Source organism: Clostridium fallax (genome assembly GCF_900129365.1).
Lineage (GTDB): Bacteria > Bacillota > Clostridia > Clostridiales > Clostridiaceae > Clostridium_AH > Clostridium_AH fallax.
In genome coordinates, this window is record NZ_FQVM01000023.1 from 1 (window position 1) to 22,882 (window position 22,882).

The following is a 22,882-nucleotide window of genomic DNA, read 5'->3' on the forward strand; positions in this document are numbered from 1 at the left end:
ATTGTCAGTCGATTTCATTTTATCATAGGAGTTCTTTTTTTCTTCAGAGCTAAAGCCTTTTTATCCACTGGCATAGCCAGTGGTTTTCAACGCAATATAAAAAACTCCTAGAAAAATCTAGGAGTTTTTTAGGTTCTCTCTATTTAACTGTCTTTGCAGACACAATATCAACACCTGTATCTAAAACATTGTGAATTATAACTTGTCCTACTTCCACAGGTAAAGTAACCTCTACAGAGTCTATCTCTTTCATAACGTCAAATATTTTACCCTTTGGAATAGCATCCTTAGTTTTTACAGGAACCATTTTATTTTTTATATCTTTTATTTTAACGGTAGAAGTAACAACCCTCACTGGATTTTTCACTTCATTTAATCCATAAATTTCTCCTCTTTTACAAGTGTTTCCTGTTACCTTTTCATTTTCTATATCTACTTTTAAATGACATCCCTTAGGACATACTATACAAATTAATTCTCTTTCCATTTTATTCACCATCCTCTAAAGAAATTGTTATATCTGATTTAACATCTTTTAATTTATCTTTTAGAATGATTATTCTTTCCATCTCTGCTGGTGCTAGGTGAGCTCTCTTAAAGCTTTGAATAACTCTATCTCCTTCTCTAACAACTATAACTTTATTTTGGAAAACGTCTCTAACTCTCATAAATACATTTAATTTATCATCAATTGCATTTATATCTACTTTTTGAGGTACTGTGTAATTTATATTTTTACCATTTAATATATTTATAAATTCTTCACCTTTTTTCTTACCATTTATGTATTTAGCTGCATTTCTTCCTGCACTTTTTGCTTCTTCTGTAACAAAGTCAACTAGATCATGAACATGAACTACATTACCACATGCAAAGACTCCATCTTTTGAAGTTTCCATACTTTCAGTTACAATAAGTCCATTTGTTCTTCTGTCTAAAGTTATTCCTGCTTGCTTTGATAATTCATTTTCTGGAATTAATCCAACAGAAAGTAATAATGTATCACAATCAAATTCCATTTCAGTTCCCTTTATAGGTCTTCTATTTTCATCAACTTTTGCAATTATAACTTTTTCTAATCTATCTTTACCTTGTACATCTACTACTGTATGTGATAAATATAGTGGTATATCATAGTCATTTAAACATTGAACTATATTTCTATTTAATCCATTAGAATATGGCATAAGTTCAACTACAGCCTTAACTTCTGCGCCCTCTAAAGTCATTCTTCTTGCCATTATAAGACCAATATCACCAGAACCTAATATTAAAACTTTTTTACCTACCATATATCCTTCCATATTTATAAATCTTTGAGCAGCTCCTGCTGTAAAGATTCCTGAAGGTCTATCTCCTGGTATATTGATTGCTCCTCTTGTTCTTTCTCTACATCCCATAGAAAGTATTATTGCTTTAGCTTCTATAATAATATATCCTTCTTTTGAGTTTATTGCATGTACTCTTTTTTCATTATCAATATCAAGAACCATAGTATCAAGCTTTACATCTATATTGGTATTTTTAACCATATCTATGAATCTTTCTGCATATTCTGGACCTGTTAACTCTTCTTTAAAAGTATGAAGTCCAAAACCGTTATGAATACATTGGTTTAATATTCCACCAAGTTCTTTATCTCTCTCTATAATTAATATATTTTTTACTCCGTTTTCATAAGCTTCATAGGCTGCTGCTAATCCTGCAGGGCCACCACCAACTACTACTAAATCATATTTCATAACTAAGCCCTCCTATTTTGTTTCACCAGTTAAAATATAAGAATTTTCTTTGTCTAACATTACATCTTCCATTGGCATTTTTAATTCTCTTGCAATTATTTCTTGAACTCTTGGTCCGCAGAAACCTCCTTGGCATCTGCCACAGCCTGGTCTACATCTTCTCTTTACACCATCTACTGTTCTTGCTCCTAAAGTTCTATTTATACTATCTACAATTTCTCCTTCTGTTATGTTTTCACATCTACAGATTATTCTTCCATATCTACTATCTTCTTTTATAAGCTTTGCTTTTTCTTCTGGTGAAAGATCTATAAAGTGAATTTGTTTTCTTGTTCCATCAAAGTTTTTGTTTTCTTCTAAATTTAATCCTGAACCTTTTATCATCTCAACTACATCAACTGCTATAGCCGGTGCTGATGTAAGACCTGGAGATTTTATTCCAGCAACATCTATAAAGCCTTTAACATCCTTAGCTTCTTCTACTATAAAATCTTTTCTATCTGAAATTGCTCTTAATCCAGCAAAGTTTCTAATACTTTCTCTAAAATTAACCTTATCTGTTGTTTTTAATGAAGTCTCTTTTATAAAATCAAGTTGTGATGATTCTGTTGATAAATCCTCTTTATTTTCTCCATCTGTAGAATCTGGACCAACTAATAAATTTCCGTGAACTGTTGGTGTTACTAATACCCCTTTACCCATTTTTGTTGGACATTGGAAGATAGTACGAGTAACTAAATCTCCTTGATTCTTATCTAAGATAAAATATTCTCCTTTTCTTGGATGAATAGTGAAAGCTTCATCACAAATCATATTATGTATTTTATCTGCATATACTCCTGCAGCATTTATAACACGCTTAGCTTCAATAACTTCTCCTGATGATAATTCAACTTTAAATACATCATCTTTTTTATCAATTGATTTAACTTCTGATCCTAATCTTATTTCTCCACCATTATCTATTCCATTTTCTATTATTGCTATTGTTAGTTCATAAGCTCCTACTATTCCACCTGTTGGTGCATATAAAGCTCCTTTTACTTCACCCTTTAAATTAGGTTCCATTTTAAGAACTTCTTCTCTATCTAAAATTCTTAAACCTTCTACTCCATTTCTAACTCCATTATTATATAGCTCTTCTACTGTTTTTAAATCTTCATCGTCAAAAGCTATTATTAATGATCCATTTTGTTTGAAAGGTACTGATAAATCTTTACACAATTTAGGAAACATTTTACTACCTTCAACATTATATTTTGCCATTAAAGTTCCTGCTTCTGGATCATATCCTGAATGGACAATTGCTGAGTTAGCTTTAGACGTACCCATTGCTACATCTTTTTCTTTATCTATTATAACTACCTTTGAATTATATTTTGTTAATTCTCTAAATATAGAACCCCCTACGATTCCTGCTCCAATAATGGCTACATCATACATTATAATCTCTCCTTCATTTTCCTTTATCTTTAAATCTAAATAATTAAAAAAGCCAAGAACAAAAAGTAGGATATAGATATTTCACTATCCTTCTTTTTGTGCTTGACTCTAACTCTCTTTGCACAAATTAATAATATTTTCTTTTCAAACATATTATATCATAATTTTTTTGAAAAGGATATCACTTTTTTTAAATTTTTATTATTTTTTTATTTTTTACCTAAATTATTCTGCATCTTCCCAATTCATAGCTCTCTTAACAGCCTTTTTCCAACCCTTGTAGTATTTATCTCTCTTTTCTTCATCTAATTGTGGCTCAAAAGCCTCTCCTGTATACCAAAGTTTTCTTATCTCATCTTTATCCTTCCAAAAACCTGTAGCAAGACCTGCAAGATAAGCTGCACCTAAAGCAGTTGTTTCCGTTATTATAGGTCTTACAACTTTTTTACCTATTATATCTGATTGGAATTGCATTAAGAATTTATTTCTACTTGCTCCTCCATCTACTTTTAAGTTATTTAACTCACACTCACCATCTTCTATCATAGCATCTAAAACATCCTTAGTTTCATATGCTATAGCTTCTAGTGCTGCTCTAATTATATGATTTCTATTAGCTCCTCTTGTTAAACCAAATATAGCTCCTCTTGCATACATATCCCAGTATGGAGCACCTAATCCAACAAATGCAGGAACAATATATACTCCCCCATTATCTTGAACTTTAGTTGCAAAATAATCTGTGTCTGTTGAATCACTTATTATTCTAAGTTCATCTCTTAACCATTGAATAACAGCTCCTCCAACAAATATTGATCCTTCTAAAGCGTATTGTACTTTTCCATCTATACCAACTGCTATTGTTGTTAACAATCCATTCTTACTTCTAACTGGAGTTTCTCCTGTATTCATTAATAAGAAACATCCTGTTCCATAAGTATTTTTAGCATCTCCTTTATCAAAGGCTGCTTGTCCAAATAAAGCTGCTTGTTGGTCTCCTGCAATACCAGCTATAGGAACTCTTACTCCACCTTTAACTCCTAAATTAGCATATCCATATACTTCTGATGAATTTCTAACCTCTGGTAACATTGATTTTGGAATATCAAGTATTTTTAATAGTTTCTCATCCCATTTTAATTCTCTAATATTAAAAAGCATAGTTCTTGAGGCATTAGTATAATCAGTTACATGAACTTTACCATTGGTAAGTTTCCAAACAAGCCATGTATCTACTGTACCAAATAACAATTCTCCCTTTTCTGCTTTTTCTCTAGCGCCTTCAACATTATCTAAAATCCATTTGATTTTAGTACCTGAAAAATAAGCATCTATTAGTAAGCCTGTATTTTCTCTTACATACTCATCTAATCCTTCTTGCTCTTTTAATTTATCGCATATACTAGCTGTTCTTCTACACTGCCATACTATTGCGTTATATATAGGTTTTCCTGTTTTCTTATCCCAAACTATTGTAGTTTCTCTTTGATTCGTTATACCTATAGCTGCAATGTCCTCTTGAGTTATATTAGCTTTAGCTAAAGCCTCTTGTAATACCCCATATTGAGTTGCCCAAATTTCCATAGGATCATGTTCAACCCAACCTTCCTTTGGATAAATTTGAGTAAACTCTTTTTGACTTACTTCAACTATATTTTGTTCTTTATCAAATATAATTGCTCTTGAACTTGTTGTTCCTTGATCTAATGCTACTATGTACTTTTTCATATTACCACCTCTAAACTATTTTTTGATTTTTGCCAATAAATGTTTAAAGATGTCATAAAAAAAACCACATAAAAATTCCATAAATTTTATGTAGTCCTCTCTAACATCTCTATCTCTACATACTCCAAATGTTTTCTCTAGTTGTTGATATACAGGTTGCCCCACATTTTAGTGCTTGCATAACATCATCTTTATCAGAAATAAGTCCCCCTGCTATTAATGGCATACTTATACTTTTTGATAAATTTTCTATAACCTTTGATAATAAACCTGGTAACATTTCTAATGCATCGCATTCCTCTACTAAGTGTTTTTCCACACTTGCTAAAGATAAGCTATCTATGATGAATATTCTTTGCACTGCTATAAATCCTAGCCTCTTTGCGGCTCTTACTATTTGTGGTTTAGTACTTATTATCCCTTTAAATTTTGTAGTTATTTTTAAAAACTCTAAAGCTACCTCTTTGTTAGATAATCCTTCTACTAAATCCACATGTACTATTCCTATTTTTTGAGCATTTTCTATTTTTTCACTTATTCTTTTTACATTTAAAATGTCTCCAAAGAGAACGAATATAACTTGTACATCTGTTTTTAATACTTTGTCTAATTGCTTCTCATCTTTAACTGCTGCTACTATTGGATTGTTTTCTAATATATCTTTAAAATTCACCTTACCGCTCCCTTTGTAATCATTTTCATTATTTATTTTAATATACCACCCTTATTATTCTCTGTCAATGGTTCTTTAAAATTTAAATCTGCTTTATTTAAACGAAAAAAATTGACTTATAAAGGTAATCTTTTTTTATTTACCCTTATAAATCAATTTTATAAAAATTTTTATTCGACCTCTTTTTTTAAATTTTTACTTTTACATTGAGATACAGTCTCCATTATTAAAGCTACTATTGTTCCTAAAACTAACCCATTACTTAAAAAAGATGTTAAGGCTGGAGAAAGTGACATAAAGGCAGTGGTTGGAACAAACATAATTCCTGCACCTATAAATAATGGAATTCCTATTGTGCTATGTAATTTTCCTCTTTCTAAAACTTTATCAAACTCACCAATTCCTAATCCCACCATCTTAGCAAAAACAATAAAAATAGCTGAGTATCCAACTGGTGTTGGTAAAGTTGAGAAGAATGCAGTTACTGGAGTTATTGTGCTTATTACTATAACTAGAATATTACCTACTATAAAAGGCATCATAGATGTCATTTTAGTTTGTGATAAAAAACCAGCTACTGCTGATAATGGTACTGGCCCAATTGCAGAAAATCCTCCACTTATGATTTGATTTATTCCCGTTATTATTCCTGATTTTTTTATATTTACTTTCTTTTCTTTTCCTTCAATTCCTTCTACCACATTTTTTACTACTTGTATACTAGCTAACATATTTGTTAAAAGCAATAAGGTTATAAGTAAAACCGTAGGAATCATACTAAATTCCACTTTTGGAAATCCGAAGACGAAAATTCCTGGAAGTTGAAAAAATCCATTTACTTCCGGCATTGCTTTAGTTAAACCTAGCAAATAAAATAATCCCCATCCAACTATAATTACTATCATAACTGCATAAGAACTAAGATTTTTAGATTTAGAGATGGAAATTGATATTAAAACTAATATGATTGATATAAGTAAAATCTTAGGAGAAACATCATTTCCTAAATATCCAACTCCCATCATTCCTTTTAAAAATCCACTTGCTAGTTGTATAGCTAATAAAATCAAATAAACTCCTACAACTTTAGGAGTAAAATACTTAGATAATTTATCTACAATGCCTAATAAACTCAAAACTATACATATAATACCACTTAGCATTAGTGAAAATGATAACACTTGTAAAGTTGGATTTGCTCCTCCAAATAAAGCTTGAGCTAAACTTGCATATAAAGTAAAAACTCCCCACCAAAGTCCAGCTGGTCCTTCATATATAGGCAGTTTATGTCCAAATAACCCTTGTATTAACCCTGCTACTCCTAAAACAAAAATAGTTCTTTGTAAAAATAGCATAGTATCTTGAGGGTTAAGTCCAAAACTTGCAGCTACAGCTATTGGCGGTATTAGATTACCAGCAATTATAAATATAGTCCACTGTAAAGATGCTATTATTTTTTTCATTTAAATCCCTTCTTTCCTTTTAATCTATATAATAAATAAGTCTAAAAATCAGGAAGTTTTTAAAAGGAAACTATTTTTAATTTTAACATAGTAATTTAACTTTGTTCAAGAAAACAAGTTTAAAGTAAATTTTATATAAAAAAGCCTTCCCTAAAAAGGGAAGACTTAAAAAACATCTTTTGTTTAAAGATTTTAAAATTATGCTTTTATTTATATATTTTTAAATACTATATAATATAGAAGGGATTGTTAAAATAAAAACTATCACTCTAACTTAAAAAAGATTGTTAAATGAAAAACTATCATTTTAATCTTCTATTATTTCACCTTTATAAATATACTTTTTAGGAATATTTATTTTTAAATCTTTTTCAAATTCCTTAATTATTTTCTCTTCTCTAGGATCTATCAATGAATAAGCTATTCCTACCTCTCCTAATCTTCCTACTCTACCAACCCTATGTAAATAATCCTTTTTGTCTCTTGGCATAGTTAGATTTATTACATGAGTTATTCCTTTTATATCTAATCCTCTAGCTGCTACATCTGTTGCTATTAAAACATTAGATTTACCTTTTCTAAAGTTTTCTATAGCTTTTTGTCTTTCTGCCTTTTTTGCTTCACCATGCAATGCTTCAACCTTTACCTTATGAAATCTAAGCTTTGAAAGAGCTAAATCTACATTATAACTATCTCCTATGAAAACTATAGTTTTATTATTTTTCTCAGCATGTAATATTTTTCTTAACATATCTATTTTTTCTCTATTCTCTGCTATAAAATATCCATGAATAATATCTGAATTAACTTTATCTTCTTCTTTTACTTTTATAACTTCACATTCTCCAATTAAATCTTTAGCAATTTCTAAAGTTTTACTTCCTAATGTAGCTGAAAATAATAATTTTTGAGTATCTTTTTGAGTTGACTTAATTATTCCTTTAACAATCTCTAGATTTTTCTTATCAAAAAGTTTATCTCCTTCATCTAACACTATAGTTTTTATAGTGTGAGCTGCTATCTTCTTTTTCTTTATAAGCTCTAATATTCTCCCTGCAGAACCTACTATTATATTAGGTTTATTTTTTAGCTTCTCTATTTGTCTATTTAAATTTCCACTTCCTATTAAAGTAGTTGATGTTATATTTAAATTTCCTTTTTGTTTTAATGAAACTATTTCATTATTTATTTGAGCTACAAGCTCATGAGTAGGTGCTACAATAAGAGCTTGCATCTCTTTTTTTCCTTCTTCAACTTTTTGTAAAACTGGTACAAGATAAGCCAAAGTTTTCCCTGTCCCTGTTTGAGATTGACCTATTATATTTTTTCCCTCTAATGCTAAAGGAATAGATAATTCTTGTACTTCTGTGGGCTCTTTTATATTTAAGCTTTGTAAAGCTTCAATTATTTCTCTTTTAATTCCTAGTTCTTCAAATGATTTTATCATTTTTTTCTCCTTTATAAGTTAATTATTTAATTATATCATATATATAATTAGTAGACTTTTATAATTTAAAAGTTTATTGTTTATTATTTAGGTTTATTTTTAATCTATAATAAAGCAATTATACCAGAATTTATTATTGCCATCTGTGCTAAAACATAAGTTATCCAAATCCATAAATCAGCTGCTTTTAATTTTTGTTTTAAAATATAAAAGTAAGCTATTAATCCATCTGATACCATAAACATTATTGCTCCTAAAAAAGTTACTATCCATTGACCTCTTGCACTTAAATAAAGTAATAAAGCTGTAGTTGCCATAACAATAATCCAAGCACCATATAATATTGATGCTTTAAAAGTGTTATTAAACTTTGTACTTTTTTCAATATATATTTTCCAAAAAACATATATTGTTGTTATAAATATTAGTCCCCCAAAAAATACATAGGGAACTATCTCTCTATCTATATCTTTTATTATCTTTAAATAAGCTAATATATAAAACAAATGAGTTATTGAAAAAATCTTCATTCCAGATACAATATTATTTTTAAATTTAAAATAATATGCCATAGTTAAATCTCCAAAAAAAGCTGCTACCATTCCTGGCAAAATGAAGCTATAGTATTGTCTTACCATACCTTGTCCAAAAACAAATCCTAAAAAAGCTATAGATACAAAGGAAAGACTTAACACCGCTTTAATAGGAACTGTTAATCTTCTATTTTCCCTTTCCTCTGGCGCTTTTTTTAAAGATTCTATAATTCCTATTATAAATGTAATTACTTGAATCAAAATTATAACTACCATTGCACCTTTTAAAATACCCATATACAACACTCCTTATATATTAAAACTTTACATTTTCTTTATATAAACAATCTAATAATGAGCTTCTATATATTAATCTTAACATTTACTATAAACAAAAAATAGTTCAATAAGATTATATAAGGTAACTATAGTATATTTATAAATAGTAATTTATATTAATTTAAAAACATATATAGAATTAAATTATAAGAATAATATAATTCTATGTATTTTATGTAATAAATAGTATTATTTATAATCTTCTTAATTTATCTTCTTTGTAATACCTTTCCTTTATCTCTAAAAATTGTTCCATATCATTTAAATACTGATAAAGCATAGCTCTATTTTCAAATTCCTCCCTAGTTTTAGGTAAAGATTGATCTTTAAGGTCTTCCCTTAAAGTTTCTAAATCCATAAGCATATATTCTACAGGTAAATCCTCTCCAATCACTTGTCCAACCCAATTAGTAAAATCAGCAATTAAATTAGTTTGATGAAAAGTTTTAAAAAGTCTGTTAAAATGCTTTCTCATATTTACCATAATTTGAAATTGATTAGATCTCATCTCTATATATTCTACATAATCTTTTACATCTCCAAAAAGATAATTATCTAAATTGCTATGAGCTCTCTTCTCTGCTTCTTTTAAAGTTTTTTCTAATTTATTATATAAATTTTCTTCATCTATAGATACAGATTGAGTTTTTAAAGATATTGCCATATTAGTTATTATTTTTTTCATAAGATCTTCTATAGATTTCTTATCCTCTTTTAGCTGTCTTTCAATACTTGGCATATATAAATTTAATATTAATGCTACTCCAGCTCCTACTATCATAAGCTCTATTTCATTTAATATTCCAAATATAGTTATATTTTTATCAACCAAAAGATGTGTTACTAAAACGGAACTTACAACTATTCCATCTGAAATATTTAATCTAACAGTTAAAGGTATAAATATTAAAAGATATAATCCAAACATAGCTATATTAAATCCAAAAATTATAAATACAACTGATGATATAAATAACGCTAATAATGTGGCTAAAAATCTTTTATAAGCCATTACAATTGATTGCTTCTTAGTACTTTGTATGCTTAAAATAGTTATAATTCCTGCAGAAACACCATATTGAAGACCTAAATATTTTGCTAAAATCATAGCAGCAACTGCTCCAATAGCTGTTTTCAAAGTTCTAAATCCTAAAAAATTCATATGTATTTTACCCTTTCTAAAATTTTAACATAATTGATAAATAATCTACTAAGTATTAATTATTTAAATATTTATTTGTTCATGTTTTATTAGCCACCTTTTTCTTTCTAATCCCCATTCATATCCTTTAAGGCTATTATTACTTCCAATAACTCTATGACAAGGTATAATTATAGAAATTTTATTTTTATTATTTGCATTTCCTACTGCTCTATAAGCTTTTTCTTTTCCTATCCTCTTTGCTATTTCCTTATATGTAATGGTACTACCATAATTTATATTCTGTAATTCTTTCCACACATTTTTTTGAAATTCTGTTCCTTCTAATTTTAGTTTTAAATCAAAGCTTTTTCTTTTTCCATTAAAATATTCATCTAATTGATTATAAGTATTTTTTAAAATATTAGGCATATAATAACCTATATTAAAATCTATCTTTTCTTCATCTAAAAAACATAAAGATATAACTTCCTTATGCGATGTTACTATTTCTAATTGCCCTATTGGACTTTTATAATATGCTAAAAATATATCTTCCATAAAATCTCCTCTAAAAATTTAATAAGTTTCGTAATATAATAATACTTTATATAACATAGTAAAGTATAGTTCCTTTTATTATATAATTTATAAAAAATAACCTTAAATAAGAGTTTAGAAATTCTCTCATTCAAGGTTATAATAATTGAAATTTATTTTTTTGACAATATTTTATATACTTTTAATAACTAGCGCTGAAATAGAACCAACTTTTATTCTATCATCCTTTATATATTGTAAAATATCTAATCCTGCCTTATTTTCATTAACTAGTACTCCCCAATTTCCAAATGGAATTGAAATTTCTACTTCTTTATTGTTTCCATTATATATAACTATAAAATTTTCATTTTTATTTTTTAATGAATATGCAACTAAATTATTTTCATTTGTATCAAAAAAACTTATACAGCTTTTTATATCCTCATTTGTTTTCATTCTAAAAATTGAATATTTTTTTCTAAGCGCTATAAGTCCCCTGTAATAATTAAAAACCTCTTTAAATTGATTTTTTCTTTTCCAGTCAATTTTATTTACTTTATCTCCTGATTTATATGAATTTTCATCACCATACTTAGTTCTTAAAAATTCTTCTCCACTATGAATAAAAGGTATTCCTTGAGAAGTTAATACTATTGCATTACTTAATTTATCCATTTTTATTTTATCTTCTATTGAAAGATTTTTACCTGTTATTGAAATTTTATCCCAAAGAGTTAAGTTATCATGAGCTGATACATAGTTAATACATTGTGAGGGTTCTTTTGCCCAAGGGTTATTAGAATAATTTATTTTAGAATAATTTATTTGAGGATGTTCTGTTGATGCTACTACTCCAAATTTTATAGTTTCTTCAAACCCTAATCCATTAACAAAGCCTCCATCCTTTTCATAAAATACATGTCCTTTAACTCCATCTCTTATATCATCACTAAAAGCTGCTATATTATTATCTAGTTTTAAAACATTAGCTTTAGATGCCCTCTTATTTTCTGGTAATGTAGAAGGTCCACCATTCCATCCTTCTCCATAAATTATTATTGATGAATCTATTTTATTTAATTCTTCTCTTATTTTATTCATAGTTTCAATGTCATGAATAGCCATAAGGTCAAATCTAAAACCATCAATATGATATTCTTTAGCCCAATAAGTTAAAGAATCTATTATAAACTTTCTAACCATCTTTCTATTAGATGCAGTTTCATTAGAACATCCAGAGCCATTAGAAAAACTTCCATCTGAATTTTGTCTATGATAATAGTATGGAACTACTTTATGAAAATTAGATTCTTCCGTTTTCTCTGTATGATTATATACAACATCCATAATTACTCTTATTCCATTATCATGAAGAGACTTTATAGCTTTTTTAAATTCTATTATTCTTGTTTCAGGATTATATGGATTAGTAGAATAAGATCCCTCTGGTACATTATAGTTTTCCGGATCATATCCCCAGTTATATTGGGAATCTAAAGATTTACTTTCATCTATTGAGTTAAAGTCATAACATGGCAATAAATGAATATGTGTTATTCCTAACTCCTTTAAGTGACTTATTCCTGTACTATTTCCTAAAGAATTTTTTGTATTTTCTTCTGTAAAAGCTAAAAACTTTCCTTTATTTATCATTCCAGAATCTTCATCTATAGAAAAATCTCTAACATGAAGCTCATAAATTATTGAATCATTTATAGATTTAAGTTCTGGTTTTGAATCATATATCCAATCAGTAGGATTTGTATCTTCTAAATTTATTATCGCTCCTCTAAATCCATTTACTCCCACTGCCTTTGCATATGGATCTACCGCTTCCCTTTCCTCTCCATTTATAGTTATTAAATAGTTATAAAACTGTCCTTTTAAATCTCCCTTTGCCTCAAAGGTCCAAAGCCCTTTTTCACTTTTCTCCATACTTTCTATTTTTATAAGTCTTTCTCCTAGCCCTCCTGAATAAAAAGCAATGTTAACATTTTCTGCAACTGGTGACCAAAGCTTAAATATTGTTTTATCCTCACTATATATAATTCCTAAATCTCCATTATAAAAATAATTTTTTTCAAATTCATTACTTTCATATATAGGTGAAAGATCTTTTTTATCTTTTATGCTTTTTAAAATATCTTCTTTTAGTACTTTCATTTTATCTCACCCTCTTTAATTTTTTATTCATACCTTTAATTCTTCTATTACATCTAAATCATATCAATATTATCATTATTTATTCAATTAAAAATTCCTATGAATTTAATTGATAAAATTTATGAGTTATAACAAAAATCATCTAAATTTAATAAATATTAAATTTATCTTTAAATAAAAGGTATAGAATAATGATTAATTCTATACCTTTTATTTTTAAGTTCATTTTATTTTATTAAAAGCTTCAATAAATTATTACAGGGATTTTTTTAAATCTTTAAATTTTTCCAAAATATTATTTAATTTTTTCTTTGTAAAATTAATTCCTTTAAATTGCTCAGTAGTAAGATTTTTTATATAATTTATAGATCCATTACTCTCTTCTGCCGCTATTGAAAATTTAGATAAATCATTATTTAATAAAGATAATTCTTTATTTAATGTATCTGTACTATAATTTACTTCTCCTAAAGATATCTCAATTGTATCTACAAACTCTATTATATTTTTAAAAGATTCTTCTGCAATATTTACATACTCTACTCCCTCTTTAGTTTCTTCAACGCATTTTTTTGAAGTAGATTTAGCTTTTTCTAAAGTACTATTAATTTCCTTTAAGCACTTATCTATCTGCTTTGCATATTCTTCAGATTGATCTGACAATTTCTTCACTTCATTTGCAACAATTGCAAATCCTCTACCAGCTTCTCCTGCCCTTGCAGCTTCTATTGATGCATTTAAACCAAGCATGTTAGTAGCACTAGATATTGTCTTTATAATATTTAATATATCTTCTATAGTCTTATTATGTTCCTCTATTTCGTTCATTAAAATAACCATATCACTAACAGTAGAATTTATATTGTTAATTTTATAATTCATATTTTCCATATTGTGGGTATTACTACTACAGACATCCTTTGTTTTAAAAACATTCTGCTCTATATTACTAAAATTTAAAATTAATTCATCAAAATTATTTTTTAACGCATCAAAAAACTCTATAGTTTTATCTAATGCTTTATTTTGATTATTTAAATTATTAGAAATATTCTCTACTGAATCTTCTATTTTTTCAGAAGTATCTATCATGTTATCAGCTTCACTATTTAAATCTGTAATAAACTCTTTTACAGAATTTGATGTAGTTTGTATAACATTTAATGTATCTAAATTTTTATTGTTAGCTTCCTCTAAAAGTTCTGCCTTATCATTAATATTTTTTAATATATTTTTATCTTTCTTACACTGCATATATCCTATTATTCCATAAAAAATAATCATAACTATATAAGTTAATATATGATTAAAAGTTATAAATTCATATATTCCCTTAAACATTTTATCGTATAAAAAAGTGTATGAAAATAATAGATAAACACTTATAGAACCGCTAAGTGTTAATGAAACAAAATCATTATCATATAAATTTGAAACCATTATTGTTAAAAACATGGCTAATAAAGTTAAGATACTAAATCCATCTATATACATTATAAAAAATAAAATTGTTAACATACTTCCTGGAACTATAATATAGCTATATTTATCAAACCTTGATAAAAGTACTGGCGTTAATGTAATTATAGCTCCTATAATATCAGCTATTGCAATTTCTAATGTAAAATCTCCTTTGTATAGAAATAAATATCCTATACACAAAATAGTAAATATAGATATTATCTTTATATTTAATTTTCTATTCAAATTTTTTCCCCCTATTAAGTTTCTATTTACTATTTAATAATCGGAGAATTGTTATTTTACTTAATCGCATAAATCAACATTATTTTAAATATATTTTTGATTATTTTTAAATTATGTTTAATTTTTTTAAATTTAATTATCTGTAATTATAGAAAAATTCACTTATACTTTCAAAACATTTATTTATCATTATTTTTATATCTTTTTCTTCTATAGTATGAGGTGGTATAAAATATAAAACATTTCCTAAAGGTCTAAGTAATAGGCCTTTTTCTAAAGCAATTTTATATATACTATATCCTACTCTATCTTTCCAATTAAAAGATTCTTTAGTTTCTTTATTCTTTACAAGTTCTATAGCAGTAATCATTCCTATACTTCTAACTTCTCCTATAAAGGGATTATCTTTAGCCTTTTCTAACGTTAATTTTTTGATTAACTTACCTTTTTCTTTAGATTTTTCTAAAATATTATCTTCTTCAAATATCTTTAAATTCTCTAATGCTATTGCACTTGCCATAGCATTTCCTGCATAAGTATGACTATGCAAAAATGCTCTAAGTTCACTATAGTCCCCATAAAATTCATTATATATATCCTCTGATGTCATAACTACAGACATTGGCATATACCCAGCTGTTAATCCCTTTGAAAGGCACATTAAATCAGGGCTTATTCCTGCATGCTCACAGGCAAACATTTTTCCAGTTCTTCCAAATCCCATAGCTATCTCATCTGCAATTAAATGTATATTATATTTATCACATAATTCCCTTAATTTTTTAAGATATATAGGAGAATATATTTTCATTCCTGCTGCACCTTGGACCATAGGCTCAATTATAATTGAACATATTTCATCATGTTTGTTTTTCACTATATTTTCTATATGTTCAAAACATTCTGCGCTACACTCTTCTCTATTTTTATTATATTTACATCTATAGCAGTCTGGTCCTTCTGATCTTATTGTATCTAGTAAAAGTGGTTTATATATTTTACTATATAAATCTAAATCTCCTACAGAAAGAGCTCCTAAAGTTTCCCCATGATAAGCATCTAAAATAGCTAAAAACCTTTTCTTATTTTTATGTCCTCTTTGCTGATGATAATGAAAACTCATTTTTAAAGCAATTTCCACCGCTGATGATCCATTGTCTGAAAAATAAACTTTAGTTAATCTCTCTGGAGTTATACTAACTAACTTTTCTGCTAACTCTATAGCTGGCTTATTTGTAAAATTTGCAAATATAACATGCTCTATATTATCTATTTGACTTTTTATGGCTTCATTTATTCTTTTATTACTATGACCTAATGTACTTGTCCACCATGATGATATACAATCAAGATATTCTTTGCCATTAGTATCATAAAGATAGCATCCTTCCCCCTTTTCTATAACTATTGGTGGGAGCTCTTCATAATCTTTCATTTGAGAGCAAGGATGCCAAATATATTTTAAGTCCTTCTTTACTAAATCCTTCATAACAATATCCTCCATTATTACTTTTACATTTAAATCTCCAAAAACAAATTACTTTGATAATAAAAGTATTTTTCTATAATGTCAATAAATATTCCTATTCACTGTTAACTTTATTACTTATAAAATTATATTTAAATTTCTCTATAATTGAAAAAGATATGAAAATTTAAAATAAAATTTTCATATCTTTTTTATAGTTAATTTCATAAAAAATTATAAATCAAATAAATTTATATTAATTCTTCTACTTTTATATAAGGATTTCTATATCTATTTTTCTTTATTGTTTTATTGCCTATATTAATAGCTTTTTTAGGACAAATATTTATACACCCCATACAATCTACACATTTACCATGCCATTTAGGTTTAGAATTACTTAATGATATATTTTGAACAGGACATATTTTTTGACAAAGTCCACATCCAATACAATCATTATTTACATTAAAGTTTTTATCTTTTATTATAAATTCTTCTTTCCAAAGCTTATAGAGTATATTAGTAACTTTATTTTTATTTATATTATTACTAATCACTCTCCTATATTTTATACTTTTTATAAAACTTAATATTTTATTTTCATTTTTTTCTATAGCTTCTAAAGCTCTTTCTTGAGTTGCAGACCTTCCCATTCTTATATAATTAGATATATATTTTACCTCTTCTATATTGCTTAAACTCATATTTTTCTTTTTTAAAATATCATTTATCATTGCAAAGGCATTCTTAGAACTTCCTCCCCCTGTTGTTTGAAGTGCAAATAAATATGCATTTTTATTTAATTCAGCTTTACTAATAAATTCTCCAACAACTGGTGGTAATCCGAAACAATGTAATGGATATATAAATCCTATGGCATCACTATTACATGAAAGTTTATCTTCTTTCAATGCTTTTACCATGGAAATTATTTCACAATTCTCTAATCCTTCTTGTAACTTCTTAGCTGCATATAATGAATTTCCTGTAGAAGAGAAGTAATATATAGTAATCTTCATTTTAATCAACCTACTTTCTACAACTAAAACCCCTAAAATAAAAGTTTAATTTTCAAAATTTTTAAATATACTTATACGTTTAATTTTATACGACTTCCTTATTTTTGTAAAATATTTATTATTAAACAAAAAAAATAGTATATTTTATGAATAATATTATAAAATATACTAAATATTATTTACTAAAGTTATATTATATATTTAAGAAAATCATAATAATAAGACTAATCTCATAGTGTCTTAATTTTAAATTATATCTATAATTAAGCTATGTTTAAAGTCTATTTAATTTCTTTATTTTAAATCAAATACTTTAAATTACTTAAAGTATTTGCATTCTAAATAATTAATAATATCCTCTTCATTACTAAATTTATTTTTATAATTTATAGTTTCTCTTTCTAATACATAACACTGAACATTTAAATCTAAAGCGCTTTTTAGCTTTTCTTCTGTAGCACCCTTTTCTCCACTATCCTTTAATAACATTACCTTTATATCATAAGCTTTTAAAAATGCTAAATTTAAATCATATCCTATAGGCCCTTTAATTCCAATAATATCTCCAATATCAATACCTAAATCAACACATTTTTCTATAACTGATTTGGTGGGAAGTACTCTATGAATTATTCTATTTGGAAGATTTAAATCTAATATATCCTTTATTTTATTACTACCCATAGTATTTAATATATTACCTTCATTATCTTTTAGATAAAAACTTAAATCTTCTATTTTTTTTATAAATTTAACATTTTTATTTTCTTTATATTTATCTATAACAGCTTTTCTTTCATATCTTATATATTCTATATGAAGATCATCACAGCAATCCATAGCATTTTTACTTATTTCTATTGCATATGGATGGCTTAAATCTACTAATACCCTTACTTTTTTCTCTTTTAAAAGTTTTTTTAGCTCTTCTTTATTTAATGGAGTAGTATTTAAATATCTATATTTATATTCTTTTAATAATTCTCCTCCGTAAGTAGTGGCTGTTGATAATAATATATCATCAGTAAATTTATTAATTTCTCTTAATAATTTTCTACCATCGGAAGTTCCTAAAATAAAAGCTATCATTATTTATTTCCTATCTTATATCCCCTAGGAGTTATAAAATAGCCATCTTTCCAATAACTCTTTGAGTTTCCTATTATAACTATAGACATCATATTAACTACTTCATCATTAAAATCTTCTAAAGTAAACTTTTGTATATTTTGTCCTTCTCTTAAAGCATGCTCAACTACAGCTATTGGAGTTTTTCCGTCTCTATACTTTTTAATTATTTCTATACATTCTTTAAGATAATGAGGTCTTCCCTTACTTCTTGGATTATATAAAGATATTATAAAATCTGATGCTGCAGCCATATCTACTCTCTTTTTAATATCTTCATATGGAGTTAATAAATCACTTAAACTTATATTGCAATTATCATGCATAAGTGGTGCTCCTAAAACAGAACCTGCTGCTGAAGATGCTGTAATTCCAGGAATTATCTCTATATTATCTTCTTTTGTGCTTAATTCTAAAATAAGACCTGCCATACCATATATTCCAGAATCACCAGTACTTACAAGGGCAACATCATTATCTTTAGCTAATTCTAAAGCTAATTTACATCTATCTTCTTCACTTTTCATTCCTGTTGAATGTACTTCTTTACCTTCTATAAGTTCTTTTATCATTTCTATATATTTTGTATATCCAACAATAACATTACATTTTTTTATAGTATTATAAGCTCTAAGACTCATGTTTTCTACAGAGCCCGGCCCAATACCTATTACATATAATTTACCCATTCTTTATCTCTCCTACACAAATCGTTATTCCACCTAATTTTTCCTTTGGAAGTATTATTTGTCCACCTAAAAGAATTGCTGAAGGCTCACAAACAGCTGGAACTCCTGTAATTTTCTTAACGAAATCACTTTTTTCAAAATCACCTTTAACCTTTGAAATTTCCTCTTTAGAAAAAGTAACAAAATCGCAGTTTAACTTCTCCTTTAAGTTTATAATAGCCTCTTCATCTTTTTTTAAATCAATACTTCCAATAGCCTTAACTGAGTCCTTATCTAAATTATGATTTTCTAAATAATTTAAGACTTTTTCTTCTAGCTCATCTTTAGGAGTATTTTTTCTACATCCTATACCAAGAACTAGGTTTCTTCTCTTTAATCTTAAAATCTTATTATAATTTTTATTTCCTATAAGTTTATTTGTAATCCATAAAAGCATTTCTCCAAAACCTTCATATTTAGAATATCCCTTAGGAAGTGATATTAAATTATAATCATCTAAAAAATCTATTTTTTTGTCTTCTATAAGTGCCGCAGCAAAATCCTTAGCCTTCTTTAAATCTTCTATTATAAGTGAATTGTCCTTTGCAATAATATCTGGTGCTACTACATCTTTAATGTCTGTAGCAGTAGTTATTATACATTGATTATTTAATAAAATAGATATTTTTTTAGCTAAAGAATTTCCTCCACCTAAGTGTCCAGACAATAAGCTTATTGAAAATTTTCCTAAAGAATCAACAACAACTACTGCTGGATCCTTGGTTTTATCTTTTATATAATCACTTATTGCTCTTACTGCAATTCCTGTAGATGATATAAAAACAATTCCTTGAAAATTTTCAAAAAGTTCTTTAGTTATATTTTTAAGTCCAATATTTTTAATATGATCTCTTAAAAATAACTTACCACCTAACTTCTTCTCTAACTTTTCTCCTATCTTATCACCATCTTTAGTTACACTTATAATACCAATCATTTTACTCTATTCCTTTTCTATATTCATGAGTGAAGGTTGGATCGTATAATAAACTCTTATCATACTCTGTATCTATAAAGTCTCCTACTAAGATTTGAGCACATTTTTTGATTCCAGCTTCTTTAACTTTTTCACTTATATCATCTAATGTACCTAATATTGATCTTTCATCTCCCCATGTAGCTCTCTCTATTACTGCAACAGGAACATTTCTTTTATACCCTCTTCTAAGCTTTGCTACAACCTTATCTATCATTCCAACTGAAAGGAATAAAGCCATTGAACACCCTATTGATGCTAAATTTTCTAAATCTTCATTTTCAGGCACTGGAGTTCTTCCTTCTACTCTTGTAAGTATTACTGTTTGAGTTACATTTGGTAAAGTAAACTCTCTATTAATACTTGCTGCTGCTGCTGTAAAAGAGCTAACACCTGGTATAACCTTATATTCAATAGATAACTTTGAAAGCTCATCCATTTGTTCTTTTATAGCTCCATAAATACTAGGGTCTCCAGTATGTAATCTAACAACATTCTTTCCTTCTAATTCAGCTTTTTTCATAACTTTTATAACATCATCTAAAGTCATTGAAGCAGAATTGTGAATTTCTACTCCTTCTTTACAAAACTTTAAATGCTCTGGACTTACTAAAGAACCTGCATAAATAACTACATCTGCATTCTTTAAAGTTTCTCTTCCCTTTACTGTAATTAAATCAACATCTCCTGGACCTGCTCCTATAAAATAAACCATATTATCCTCCTAAATTTATAAAATATTTTGGACTTAAAATTTAATAAAAATCTTAATTTAGTATTTTATAATATTCTTTCTAATTATTCTCTGCTTGCAATTATTAATGACATATAATCTCTATGGTTTAATATATCATTCTTCTTATATAAAACCTTTTGTCCTTCTCTTCCTGCTCTAGAAACCAAAACATAGTCAAATCCCTTATCTTCTAAGAAATTAATAACCTCTTCTTCTTTTCTATAAACTTTCATTATAACTAAGAATTTCTCATCTTTTATTTTATCTAAGCTGCTAGCTGGAACTATCATTAAAGGTTCGTCACCAATTACTAAAGTTCTATTTACTATACTTGCAGCTGCACAGAAAGATGTTACTCCTGGAACTGTTTCAACTTCATAATCTTTATCTTTAAAATGAGTTAAAAGATATATATATGTACTATATACATAAGGATCTCCTAAAGTTAAAAAAGCCACATTTTTTCCTTCTTCTAAGTACTTTTCTATTACTTCATAAGCATAACGTATCTTCTCATCTTTTCCATCTCTACTCATTGGAAAATGAAGTACTCTAACTTCTTTATTTTCATCTATATATTCTTTAACTATGTTTAATGCAATGCTTTCCCCACCTTCTGTAGCTGTTGGACTTATAATTACATCACATTCTTTAATTATTCTTAGTCCCTTTAAAGTTAGTAGTTCACTATCTCCAGGGCCTACACCTATTCCATAAAATTTACTCATCTATATGTTCTCCTTTTCTGCTTTCATTATAAATATTGGATTGTTAGCTTTAAGCATCATTGACTTTCCCTGCGCTATTGAAGACTGTAGTAATGTTATTTCTGTTTTTAATCCTCTCTTTTCAAAAAACTCTGATGCTCTAAAAGCATTTTTCATTGTAATAAAGTTACATACAACTACACCATCATCTAATAATAAGTTTAATGATTTTTCTAAAAGCTCTTCGATATTTCCACCACTTCCTCCAATAAATATAGAGTTAAATTTTATATCTATATCTTTTAGAATTTCTGTAGCTTCTCCTTTTATTATATCTACATTACTACAATTAAATTTTTTAACATTTTCATTAGAAACTCTTATAGCTTCGTCATCTTTATCAATAGCTAATACCTTTCCTTTAGGACAAAGCTTTGCCCCTTGAACAGTTATACTTCCACTGCCGCATCCTATATCTAAAAAATTTGAGTTTTCATCTATATTAAGCTTTCCAATAGTTAAAATTCTTATGTTTTCTTTAGTCATAGGAACATCGCCTCTTATAAACTCAATGTCTTTTATAAATTTCATATGACCTCCACCATAATAACAGAGAGATTTGTATATTCTCCTTTAACAAGTTCTAAAGGAGTTCCCTGCCATATTTTTTCATCTTCATAAGAAAGATTTTCTCCTATATAAAGATTGCATTTTATATTTTCCTCTATTAAAATCTCGCATAATCTTTTAGGTGTATTTTTCTTATCTGTAAGCCAAAAACTTTTTTTATGCTCTTTTACCTTTAATAAAAATTCCTCGCATCTTCCGTGCATACTTCCAAGATAAGCTCCATTCCAGCACTTGCCTATTTTAGAACTTAAATATTGAAAAGAACTAATACCAGGTATTACATTAATATCTTTTTCTGTATTCTTTTTTAGATAATCAACTATACCATAAAAAAGTGGATCTCCAGAAGCTATTATAGAAACTTTTCCCTTTAGACTTTCCATAAGGTCTAAAGTTTCTTTTAAAGAATCTACTATTATAGTATTTACTTTTAAATAGTCTATTGATTCTACTGCTCTTTTAAATCCAATTACATAATCGCTTTTCTTTAAGACCTCTTCACCTTTTTTTAACATATAATCACGATGTCCAGGTCCTATTCCTACTACATATATCATTTAATCAC

General features: G+C 27.1%; 21 protein-coding genes. All 21 read right to left on the reverse strand.

All coding sequences use genetic code 11. The features are described from left to right. Positions 1-139: 139 nt before the first annotated feature. Positions 140-487 (reverse strand): DUF1667 domain-containing protein, encoded by a 348-nt coding sequence (locus tag BUA70_RS10090; RefSeq protein ID WP_072896961.1) that lies wholly within the window; start codon positions 485-487, stop codon positions 140-142. A gap of 1 nt (position 488) precedes the next feature. Continuing rightward, complete coding sequence (locus tag BUA70_RS10095) at positions 489-1,742, reverse strand: NAD(P)/FAD-dependent oxidoreductase (RefSeq protein WP_072896964.1); 1,254 nt, start codon at positions 1,740-1,742, stop codon at positions 489-491. Between the two features lie 12 nt (positions 1,743-1,754). Then, positions 1,755-3,185 carry an NAD(P)/FAD-dependent oxidoreductase gene (locus BUA70_RS10100; RefSeq protein ID WP_072896967.1) on the reverse strand — a complete coding sequence of 477 codons (1,431 nt, stop codon included), beginning with the start codon at positions 3,183-3,185 and terminating at the stop codon, positions 1,755-1,757. A 225-nt stretch (positions 3,186-3,410) separates the two neighbouring features. Then, positions 3,411-4,913: a glycerol kinase GlpK gene (gene glpK / locus BUA70_RS10105; RefSeq protein WP_072896970.1), complete on the reverse strand. Its 1,503-nt coding sequence runs from the start codon at positions 4,911-4,913 to the stop codon at positions 3,411-3,413. A gap of 115 nt (positions 4,914-5,028) precedes the next feature. Next, a complete protein-coding gene (locus BUA70_RS10110; protein WP_072896973.1) occupies positions 5,029-5,586 on the reverse strand; it encodes a glycerol-3-phosphate responsive antiterminator in 558 nt (185 codons plus the stop codon). A 170-nt stretch (positions 5,587-5,756) separates the two neighbouring features. Then, complete coding sequence (locus BUA70_RS10115) at positions 5,757-7,049, reverse strand: purine/pyrimidine permease (protein ID WP_072896976.1); 1,293 nt, start codon at positions 7,047-7,049, stop codon at positions 5,757-5,759. Positions 7,050-7,356: 307 nt separating this feature from the next. Next, on the reverse strand, positions 7,357-8,496 hold the full coding sequence (locus BUA70_RS10120; RefSeq protein WP_072896978.1) for a DEAD/DEAH box helicase: 1,140 nt from the start codon (positions 8,494-8,496) through the stop codon (positions 7,357-7,359). A gap of 104 nt (positions 8,497-8,600) precedes the next feature. Next, positions 8,601-9,326: a lysoplasmalogenase family protein gene (locus BUA70_RS10125; protein WP_072896981.1), complete on the reverse strand. Its 726-nt coding sequence runs from the start codon at positions 9,324-9,326 to the stop codon at positions 8,601-8,603. A 235-nt stretch (positions 9,327-9,561) separates the two neighbouring features. Continuing rightward, positions 9,562-10,530, reverse strand: a complete 969-nt coding sequence (locus tag BUA70_RS10130; protein ID WP_072896983.1) for an aromatic acid exporter family protein — start codon at positions 10,528-10,530, stop codon at positions 9,562-9,564. A gap of 63 nt (positions 10,531-10,593) precedes the next feature. Then, a complete protein-coding gene (locus tag BUA70_RS10135) occupies positions 10,594-11,070 on the reverse strand; it encodes a methylated-DNA--[protein]-cysteine S-methyltransferase (RefSeq protein WP_072896985.1) in 477 nt (158 codons plus the stop codon). A gap of 171 nt (positions 11,071-11,241) precedes the next feature. Continuing rightward, positions 11,242-13,215, reverse strand: a complete 1,974-nt coding sequence (gene pulA, locus BUA70_RS10140) for a type I pullulanase (RefSeq protein WP_083573513.1) — start codon at positions 13,213-13,215, stop codon at positions 11,242-11,244. A 255-nt stretch (positions 13,216-13,470) separates the two neighbouring features. Further along, a complete protein-coding gene (locus tag BUA70_RS10145; protein ID WP_072896987.1) occupies positions 13,471-14,922 on the reverse strand; it encodes a methyl-accepting chemotaxis protein in 1,452 nt (483 codons plus the stop codon). A 136-nt stretch (positions 14,923-15,058) separates the two neighbouring features. After that, the gene (gene bioA, locus BUA70_RS10150; protein WP_072896990.1) at positions 15,059-16,411 is read right to left on the reverse strand and encodes an adenosylmethionine--8-amino-7-oxononanoate transaminase; all 1,353 of its coding nucleotides are present in this window, start codon (positions 16,409-16,411) and stop codon (positions 15,059-15,061) included. 230 nt (positions 16,412-16,641) lie between these two features. Continuing rightward, positions 16,642-17,412, reverse strand: coding sequence for an EFR1 family ferrodoxin (locus tag BUA70_RS10155; protein WP_172607486.1), 771 nt, complete (start codon positions 17,410-17,412; stop codon positions 16,642-16,644). A gap of 318 nt (positions 17,413-17,730) precedes the next feature. After that, the gene (locus tag BUA70_RS10160) at positions 17,731-18,501 is read right to left on the reverse strand and encodes a cobalt-precorrin-6A reductase (protein WP_072896993.1); all 771 of its coding nucleotides are present in this window, start codon (positions 18,499-18,501) and stop codon (positions 17,731-17,733) included. After that, the gene (gene cobJ, locus BUA70_RS10165; RefSeq protein ID WP_072896995.1) at positions 18,501-19,229 is read right to left on the reverse strand and encodes a precorrin-3B C(17)-methyltransferase; all 729 of its coding nucleotides are present in this window, start codon (positions 19,227-19,229) and stop codon (positions 18,501-18,503) included. The genes BUA70_RS10160 and cobJ overlap by 1 nt, the downstream gene beginning before the upstream one ends. Then, on the reverse strand, positions 19,222-20,205 hold the full coding sequence (gene cbiG, locus BUA70_RS10170) for a cobalt-precorrin 5A hydrolase (RefSeq protein WP_072896997.1): 984 nt from the start codon (positions 20,203-20,205) through the stop codon (positions 19,222-19,224). The genes cobJ and cbiG overlap by 8 nt, the downstream gene beginning before the upstream one ends. A 1-nt stretch (position 20,206) precedes the next feature. Beyond that, positions 20,207-20,959, reverse strand: a complete 753-nt coding sequence (cobM, locus tag BUA70_RS10175; RefSeq protein ID WP_072896999.1) for a precorrin-4 C(11)-methyltransferase — start codon at positions 20,957-20,959, stop codon at positions 20,207-20,209. A gap of 83 nt (positions 20,960-21,042) precedes the next feature. Then, positions 21,043-21,708, reverse strand: a complete 666-nt coding sequence (locus BUA70_RS12985; protein WP_072897001.1) for a cobalt-factor II C(20)-methyltransferase — start codon at positions 21,706-21,708, stop codon at positions 21,043-21,045. After that, positions 21,709-22,278, reverse strand: coding sequence for a precorrin-6Y C5,15-methyltransferase (decarboxylating) subunit CbiT (gene cbiT / locus BUA70_RS12990; protein WP_072897003.1), 570 nt, complete (start codon positions 22,276-22,278; stop codon positions 21,709-21,711). Further along, a complete protein-coding gene (gene cbiE / locus BUA70_RS10190) occupies positions 22,275-22,874 on the reverse strand; it encodes a precorrin-6y C5,15-methyltransferase (decarboxylating) subunit CbiE (protein WP_072897005.1) in 600 nt (199 codons plus the stop codon). Before cbiE ends, cbiT begins: the two co-directional genes overlap by 4 nt. Positions 22,875-22,882 lie beyond the last annotated feature (8 nt).